Source organism: Nostoc sp. (assembly GCF_036919815.1).
Taxonomy (GTDB): domain Bacteria; phylum Cyanobacteriota; class Cyanobacteriia; order Cyanobacteriales; family Nostocaceae; genus Nostoc.
This window is the reverse complement of record NZ_JBALCE010000087.1, coordinates 1-4787: the sequence shown is the minus strand read 5'-3', so window position 1 is coordinate 4787 and position 4787 is coordinate 1. Positions and strand designations below refer to the sequence as shown.

5 protein-coding genes and 2 pseudogenes are annotated in these 4787 nt (G+C 36.8%); all 7 read right to left on the bottom strand.

The window, feature by feature from the left end; genetic code table 11:
- Positions 1-160: 160 nt before the first annotated feature.
- A pseudogene (locus V7K15_RS20835) lies at positions 161-576 on the bottom strand (retroviral-like aspartic protease).
- 7 nt (positions 577-583) lie between these two features.
- A complete protein-coding gene (locus V7K15_RS20830) occupies positions 584-784 on the bottom strand; it encodes a hypothetical protein (RefSeq protein ID WP_334908312.1) in 201 nt (66 codons plus the stop codon).
- 310 nt (positions 785-1094) lie between these two features.
- Entirely contained in the window at positions 1095-1514 is a 420-nt protein-coding gene (locus tag V7K15_RS20825; RefSeq protein ID WP_334908310.1) for a hypothetical protein, read from the bottom strand.
- Between the two features lie 223 nt (positions 1515-1737).
- Positions 1738-2202 (bottom strand): type II toxin-antitoxin system VapC family toxin, encoded by a 465-nt coding sequence (locus tag V7K15_RS20820; RefSeq protein WP_334908308.1) that lies wholly within the window; start codon positions 2200-2202, stop codon positions 1738-1740.
- Entirely contained in the window at positions 2203-2466 is a 264-nt protein-coding gene (locus tag V7K15_RS20815) for a hypothetical protein (RefSeq protein WP_334908306.1), read from the bottom strand.
- A 77-nt stretch (positions 2467-2543) separates the two neighbouring features.
- Complete coding sequence (locus V7K15_RS20810; RefSeq protein ID WP_334908304.1) at positions 2544-3008, bottom strand: SMI1/KNR4 family protein; 465 nt, start codon at positions 3006-3008, stop codon at positions 2544-2546.
- 99 nt (positions 3009-3107) lie between these two features.
- Positions 3108-4451: pseudogene (locus V7K15_RS20805) on the bottom strand (site-specific integrase); the annotation flags it as partial.
- Positions 4452-4787: the final 336 nt, after the last annotated feature.

Sequence of the window (4787 nt, the reverse complement as noted above, 5' to 3'; positions counted from 1 at the left end):
TAGAAGTTCAAAACTCGATTTAGAAGTTCAAAACTCGATTTAGAAGTTCAAAACTCGATTTAGAAGTTCAAAACTCGATTTAGAAGTTCAAAACTCGATTTAGAAGTTCAAAACTTGATTTAGAAGTTCAAAACTTGATTTAGATTCAGTTGCGATCGCATTACGACTGTGGACACACATCAAATATCAGTTGTGAACGATAGAAACACACATCAAACTCCAAAAAGGAGTTCATACGCCCTAGCAACAAAGGCACATCATTAGACAAACTCCACGCAAAAACTAAGCAAACAGGCTCAAACGAGCCAATTTGAGCAGATATAAGCAAACCTCTTGCTTCAACGGGTGCCAAATTACCAGTCAACATTACAGAAATCGTCTGTTCTTCCCAAATTGCGCCTAGTTGAACACCAATACCGTATGGCAGAACGCTGACGCTTTCTCCAGTATCTAACAAGCCTGAAACTTCTACTGATGAGTTACGATAGGTTAATATTAATGGTAGCTTTGGCAGCGCATCGGGAATACCAAATGTATCGTATCCTCTGTAAAGGAAAATCTTTGAGGATTACCCATTGTGCATTTACCCGTCCGATTCTAGCAATTGAGCAAGTTGATGTGCAGCTGCGTGGGAATTAAGGGGCGACCAAATAGGATAAGTTGCACCTTGCTCTAATGATGGCTTTTCATCCCTAGATAACTCTGAAACTAGAAACTGCATCACTTTCAGTTTGTCTGCACGAGTTAAATTTCCCAGGGTAGGAAATAGCTTTACGGCGTTCATAATTGTCATGCTGGAGATGAGTCAACATTTCTATCTTTCTACAAATTTTATCAGGCTGTGGTATCAGCTTTGTAAATTACCGCAGTAGTGGGGAATTTCTGCGTATTCATCGTTTCATTCAGCAAAAGATTTACCCGTTAGATTGGGGTGGTGATAGTCAAGTTCAGCTTGCGTCGGATATTGCGGCGTTGTTTTTGAGTAAATCAGCCTGGGTTAAATGTGTTTTGCTTTGTGACAATGTATGATTAGGGAGAGGTGCGATCTTGCTAATTCCCTAATATGTGAGTTTATCTCTTTCTATTGAGAGTTTTTACAATTCATCAAGCAGGTTTTTTAAAATGTTTAAATCGGAGTAATCTATATGCTCTAAAGTAGGCGGTATATTAATATAATTGCTTAATTCTTTAATTTGTTTCAAAGCCATCGAATTTTGCCTAATAAGATTGTTAGTTATTCTCTGCTGTTCCAAAAGTTGGGTTTTGGTAGATTCTAATTTTCCTTGAAGTTTGAGTAATTGCAATTCAAAATCTTGGTATTTAGAGCTAATAGGATTTGGATATGGAACCAAATCTGGAATAACAGTAAATATTTGTTTTATTCTTGTCCACTTTTGTTTCAGTTTATTGATTTCAATACTTCGGTCACTCCCAAACTTTGATTGCATGAACTTATGGGCAGCAATAGCTTCAATAAATCCTTTACGTAATTCTTCTAAATCATCTTCTTGCATAGTTTATAGTTTTGTTGTAATTATTAAAGCTTAAACTTAAGCTAGCTGACTGGCATCGGTAATTATATCATCCTCTGATCCCAATAGTGTAAATCTCAATTTCAGCCGAATCAATATTAACTGTGAAAATAATTCTGATTTTTCCAATACGCAGTCTATAAAATCCTTCCCAATCTCCCTTCTGAAATTAGTATCAGTAGTAAATATCATAAGTAAGTATGCATTATGGGTGACTATTAGGGTTTTCAATCATTAATCCCTCACTTACAACTGCTGCATTCAACTCATTATCTGCGGAGACAAAGGTGATAGAAGGTAATCCATTAGCGATGCAAATGGTGTTGACTGCACGACCTACTGCTAGTTGGATAGCATCATAGCCTCTTAAACCATAAGTTTCAGACAATACCATTCCAGAACTAATAATATTTTCTGTGATTTCAACGATTTGATAGTCTTTCTGTAAATCACGTTTAAACTGATTGCATATTATTGTCATATCTGTAATGCTAATATTTCCACCGCGCGATCGCCTGGTAATTGCGGCTATAATTTCTACACTGGTTATTGCAGCAATAAATACTTCATTGTTGAGAGTCGGATCAAATAGTCCCAAAACCCAAGCCGATCCAGTTTCGCTAATATAACGCTTGACCAATGCACTACTATCTATGAAGTATATTGCCATTTAATGACGTTCCTCAATAATAGTTTCAGAAACAGGTTTTCCCTCGACCTGAATTAGTCGTCGCTCAGTTATTGGTTCATAAGCAGGATGCTTAATCTGCTTTACTAAGCCAGAATCGATTAAAGATTGATGAAATGCTGCTTGCTTTACTGCTTCTTCTCTATCAGTAAGATACTTTTGAATCGTCTGATTAAGCTGCTGAAGTTCTTCTATTTCAAGTGTCTCAAGCTGCTTAATTATTTGGTTTAGGGTTACTAGCGCCATAGTTTTTTATTTCCTTCACTGACAGATAAACTTGGTAAATTTAGAATAAGTATGCGATCGCACTCAGCAAGACAGGGTTAACCTCTGCTTTTCAACTCCTCAACCAACTCTTGCACCATACTAGTCAAACTAGGATAGTTTGGCTCTCTTTCAACCACTTCTTCAGGAATATCATTGCAATAAATTGGAGCAGTTTGACATTTTTCCTGCGTTCCCACAAAAAAGTCTCCACCATCTTCGACCATAAAAAGGGGAAACAAATGAAAATCACCTTTCCAATCTTGAGCAATACTAATTGCTTCTTCCAATGAGAAGAATGTGGCAATATCCCAAGCATCGGGGTGAGGAATAAAAGGATTTACACCACCATTTTTCCATTGATAAAGCTCAGAGATTTCTTCTGGTAAATAAAAGGGAAGTTCTTTAACTTTTGCCTCAATTGCATCACGACTCAATCCTCCGTTCATTGCAGCAGGATGAGTTGGCATATATTGCTGCACCCAATCATAGATAAACTTAAGAGCTTCAGTTAAATCGGACATATCTTTTTACCTATAATATCTTAAATGAGTTTATTTGAATGATTTCTCACCCATAAATCATAGCAAATTATATAAAACTGGTATGATTTATGATTAAATTTAACTTTGTTTATAAACCATTTCCATCTTAAACTTCTCAATCTCCAACCTCAATTTCTCATTCTCCATCCTCAACTTTGCATTCTCCTCCCTAATCAACTCAACTTCATTCCTCTTACTCAAAGCTTGATTAATTGCCAACTTCCGCATATCCAGCGAGAACCAACGCTGATAAGTTTGCGTATGAACTTGCACACTATGCCCCAAATTATCCGCCGCCGCTTTAATTGGTATCCCCAAAATATGCGCCCGAATTGCCCAAGCGTGACGTAAATCATACGGTTTAAAATCCAATCCTATCTTACGAAACCACCAACTAACTCGCTGTGTTAACGCCGTTATCTCCGCATGATTAGTATTATCTTTTTTAGCGATCGCACTCCCCAACATCTCTAAATATTTAGGATTTCTCAAATCAAAATCCTCAATCCATTGTCTATATAATGGTAATGCTTGTCTCTCACCAGTCTTACAATCTTTATGGACTTTCCATGTCAAATCTAAATTTTCTTGACTCAACCACCAATCAATATCAGGATTAATAAAAAGTTCTCGTGGACGTAAACCAAAAACTGCTAACATTCCATAAGTCCATCGCCAAAGTTGCCAACTATCTTGAACATTTTGATTGACTTGATTGCCTCGGTTATTTAGATAATCTTCAAACTTGAGAATTCCATCAGCTATTTCGGTATCAGTCGGTATATTTCGGGAATTATTCTCAGGCATTTTGGAATATTTAGATAAATCGATTTCAATGTTGAATGTCAAGCAAAATGCCGATATAGCTCTAGCTGCATTATACTTAGCCCATTCCTTATCAATTTGTTCAATTGAACTGATTAGATTTTGTGCGATCGCTAAATTTTCAGGATTCGTAAATCTCTTAGTTCGTGAAAAATAATAAAAAAAAGTATGCTCGCTTTTGGTAGTTCTTTTATGAGTTTTAAAATACTCTTCTTCAAATTGTTCGAGTAATTTTCCTATGGTTTTAAATTCTTTTTTAATTGCCTCATTTCCTAAATATTTATCATTCCATTCAAAAGTTTTACGAGCGATTAACTTCCCCAATTCATAAGCTTCTTCCTCAGCCGTCTTGAGTCCATCTAAGTTAGAGGGAATATTCAAACTCAGATTATATTGCTTTCTCCCAGTACCATTACTATCTTTGTCTCCCGGTTTAATTGGTAACGTCGCCCGTAATTGCAGACTTCCATTTGATTCTCTAATTGTCACCTTTGCCTTTGCAGACTTCAAACGCAGATTAACTTTCTCTAATTCTAGTAGTACTTTCGTTCTCATGTGTTCTTTTTGCTGCTGTGCTTGCAGAGATGAGCAAAAAAACGGGCGATTTTTTAATCGCCTTGGCTCAGGACAACATTTAGATCATGCGTGATATCATGTCCGCTTGATTGCTTATTAAACCCGAAGAACCCCAAAGAGCCAAAGTTATGCTTTGTCTCCCCTCCGCGCTTACGGGGAGGGGTTGGGGGTCGGGTTCTTTTATTATCGGTAATCTGGCGGACATGATATGAGTCCTGAACCTAATTATGCTGTGTTTTTAGCCTATATTTAGTCTAAAAATAAATGTGCTATCAGCGAACAATGTTTATCGCTCACATTGCTTACTGCAAACATTAGACTGTTCAAAATAATTTAACCACAAAAAGGATTACTCCG